Consider the following 3,063-nt stretch of genomic DNA (forward strand, 5'->3'; position numbering starts at 1 on the left):
TTTCGCAGCAAGACCGGCCAGGTCGACACGCTGGCCTCACGCATCCAGGGCTGCTTTGTCTACAGCATGAACGGCAAGGCACCTAAGGCCGATGACGAGATCATCACGGCACTGCAAAGCTACGCTTTCTGGCTTGCCAAAGGCGCGCCTGTGGGCACGCCCATGCCAGGCAGCGGCTACCCAAAACTCAAAAAACCCGCCATTCCCGCCGACTATGTACGCGGCGAAAAGGTGTATACACAGAATTGCGCGCTGTGCCATGGCGCCGATGGCCTGGGCCAGCGCGCTGGCGACAAGCAGGTCTTTCCGCCGCTCTGGGGCCCCCAGTCCTTCAACTGGGGCGCCGGCATGCACCAGCTGGCCAATGCCAGCGGTTTTATCCAGGCCAACATGCCCCTGGGCAAGGGTGGAACACTGACTGAACAAGAGGCCTGGGACGTGGCCCTGTTCATGAACAGCCACGAGCGCCCGCAAGACCCGCGGTTCAAGGGGTCGGTTGCCGCCACCCGCAAGGCCTTCCATGACACCGAAGACTCGATGTACGGTCTGACCGTCAATGGCCGTGTCCTGGGGAGCAAGCAAGCGCCTTGACCCCCCATGGGGCTGCCAGCGCTAAAGAGCCGCCCATCAAAAAGCCAGGCAGCCAGCCCCGAAGGGCTGAACGGCCTGGCTTGCTGCCAGCACCACTCAGGCGCTTTGGGCGCCTGCCGTGTTGTTAGTTCCGGCCGCCACGGCGGTCGTCACGCATCAAGCGCTCCACTTCGTAGCGCAGCGCCGTGAGTTCATTGCGCAACTGGCGGCGCTCTTGCTGGGTCACGACACCATCCGACTTGAATTGGGCCTCTTGGCGTGCAATCTCCCGCTCCCGGCGATGCAGCCTGCGCGCCTCACGCTGGTTGATCTGGCCTGCGCGAACGCCCTCGTCAATGCGCTGGCTGATCTGGTATTCGCGGTTGTCGATGCCGGGCGTGTTTGCAGCATTGCCCGCATAGCCAGGTTGCACCACGTCGCGGTTGCTCATCATGCGTTCAACTTCGGCGCTCAGAGCGTCCAGGTCGGCCCTGAGTTGCGCACGCTCTGGCGGCGTGGCATTGCCGTTGGCCTTGTACTGGCTTTCGCGTACCGAAATTTCGCGCTCGCGCCGGTACAGCGCCTGGGCTTCCGAAGGCGTGATGTGGCCGGAAGCCATGCCTTGCTGGATACGGGCGATGATGGCCTGCTGCGCCTGGTCAATCTGGGGCGTATTGGTGCCTTGGGCCATGGCCGGGGACATGCCCAGTCCGGCGAACAGGGCCGATGCCAATAAAGATGCGGTCAAGAGTTTCGATTTCATAAGGGTTCTCCTACTTTGTGGATGAGCTGGACAACAACCCCTTGGGTCATTTGCAGCCGATGAAATGAATTCCAGCTTTTGCAAACAACGGTTGGCGCTGCCCCCTGAATCGCTTGCTTTTCCAGAAAGGCACCGTGACTCAGTGAAATCATTGTTGACCTGCATTTGTGAACGCCGTGTAAGGAAAACAGACATTTACCGGGTATTTACCTCGCGACTACAGGGGCGTCCGGATGCATTTTTTGTAACGCCATCCATGGCCGCGCTGAAGCGCCGCAATATTTGTGGCAATGCACACTGCGAAAAAGAAGACGCTAAAACCCCGGCAGCGCTTGCCGGGTCAGCGCCACCACGACGATATAGGCCAAGGTGGCCAGCGCGGCCACCAGCGCAAACGTCCGCACGCCTTGCGTCTTGCCGCGCTTGAGCGCCACCGTGCCCAGCACGATGTAGGCGACCAGGGCCAGCATCTTGGCCGTCAGCCACGGCTGCACAAACGGGTACTGGCCGCTCCAGAACACCAGCACCAGCGCCGTGGCCAGCAGCAGCGTGTCCACCACATGTGGCACGACCCTGACCCAGCGCCGCTGCAGCAGCGGCGATCCCGTCAGCATCCAGAGCCCGCGCAGCAGAAAGAAACTGCCGCTGATGGCGGCGCAAGTAATATGGAGATGCTTGATGGCGAGGTAGTTCACGGGGCTGTTTGTTGTGAGGGGCGTGATTGGGTTTGAACGAGCGGCCATTCTAAAAGCGGGTGAAAGGGCAAGGCCTCTGGCCAACGGCCTGCAGGCTTGTCGCAAAAAAAACCGATATGGGTACGATGCAACCCAATTTTGGTATGAAAGTTAAAGGAACATCATGACCCCCTCCTGGTACGACCGCTACATCCTCCCACCGGCGCTGGACTTTGCCTGCGGCTTGCCCATGGTCAGCCGCCAGCGCCAGCTGATCGTGCCGCTGGCGCGCGGCCGGGTGCTGGAAGTCGGCATTGGCACGGGGTTGAACATGCCGTGGTACGACCGGGCCCGCGTGACCCGCATCACCGGGCTGGACCCGGCCCTGCAACTGCACCCGCGGGCGCGCGAGCGCATCGCCGAGGCCGGTCTGGAGGTGGAACTGCTGGCGCTGTCGGCCGAACAGATTCCCCGGCCCGACGCCAGCTTTGACACGGTGCTGGTCACCTACACGCTGTGCACCATTCCCGACCCGCTGGCGGCGCTGCGCGAAATGCGACGTGTGCTGGCGCCCGGCGGGCAGTTGCTGTTTTGCGAGCATGGCCGCGCGCCCGATGAGTCGGTGCGGCGCTGGCAAGACCGGTTGCAACCGCTGTGGGGCAAGCTGGCCGGCGGCTGCCACCTGGGGCGCGACATTCCGGCGCTGCTGCAGGAAGCCGGTTTTGGCCTGGCGAACCTGCACACCCGCTACCTGCCGGGCCCAAGGCCTTTCACGTTTCACTACTGGGGCGAGACCTTGCCCGTTTAAATGCGCCGCGACTTACCCCCGCTTCCTGTGGGTCACCTTGTGGACAATCCTGTTCATAAGCGGCCAGACCCGCGCCAGCATTGGGTTTGCGGGGGGAGGGCGCCTTGGGATTGGGCAGTCGCTTTGGTGAGGGCTGGTGCTTGTTCTATCTTGGGTTGTCTTTGCTGAGTTGGGCTGGCCGGTCTCGCCCGGTGGGCGAGGCACTTTACTTTTGCGTCGCCAAAAGAAAGTACCCAAAGAAAAGGCGA

4 protein-coding genes are annotated in these 3,063 nt (G+C 62.4%); 2 read left to right on the forward strand and 2 right to left on the reverse strand.

Features of this window, described 5'->3' with window-relative positions; all coding sequences use genetic code 11:
• Positions 1-591: c-type cytochrome (locus IV091_RS06080; protein ID WP_293466482.1), on the forward strand; the 591-nt coding region annotated here is incomplete at its 5' end.
• A gap of 124 nt (positions 592-715) precedes the next feature.
• Here IV091_RS06080 and IV091_RS06085 read toward each other — a convergent pair.
• Entirely contained in the window at positions 716-1,333 is a 618-nt protein-coding gene (locus IV091_RS06085) for a hypothetical protein (RefSeq protein ID WP_293466485.1), read from the reverse strand.
• A gap of 314 nt (positions 1,334-1,647) precedes the next feature.
• Positions 1,648-2,028, reverse strand: coding sequence for a SirB2 family protein (locus tag IV091_RS06090; protein ID WP_293466488.1), 381 nt, complete (start codon positions 2,026-2,028; stop codon positions 1,648-1,650).
• Between the two features lie 163 nt (positions 2,029-2,191).
• Here IV091_RS06090 and IV091_RS06095 point away from each other — a divergent pair, with 163 nt between their 5' ends.
• Positions 2,192-2,815 (forward strand): class I SAM-dependent methyltransferase, encoded by a 624-nt coding sequence (locus IV091_RS06095; protein ID WP_293466491.1) that lies wholly within the window; start codon positions 2,192-2,194, stop codon positions 2,813-2,815.
• Positions 2,816-3,063: the final 248 nt, after the last annotated feature.

The organism is Polaromonas sp., assembly GCF_018780625.1.
Lineage (GTDB): Bacteria > Pseudomonadota > Gammaproteobacteria > Burkholderiales > Burkholderiaceae_C > Polaromonas.

What these genes read in the sequence shown, in the direction of transcription:
- IV091_RS06085 (WP_293466485.1), bottom strand. Translation starts at nt 1,333, where the DNA reads ATGAAATCGAAACTCTTGACCGCATCTTTATTGGCATCGGCCCTGTTC.
- IV091_RS06095 (WP_293466491.1), top strand. Translation starts at nt 2,192, where the DNA reads ATGACCCCCTCCTGGTACGACCGCTACATCCTCCCACCGGCGCTGGAC.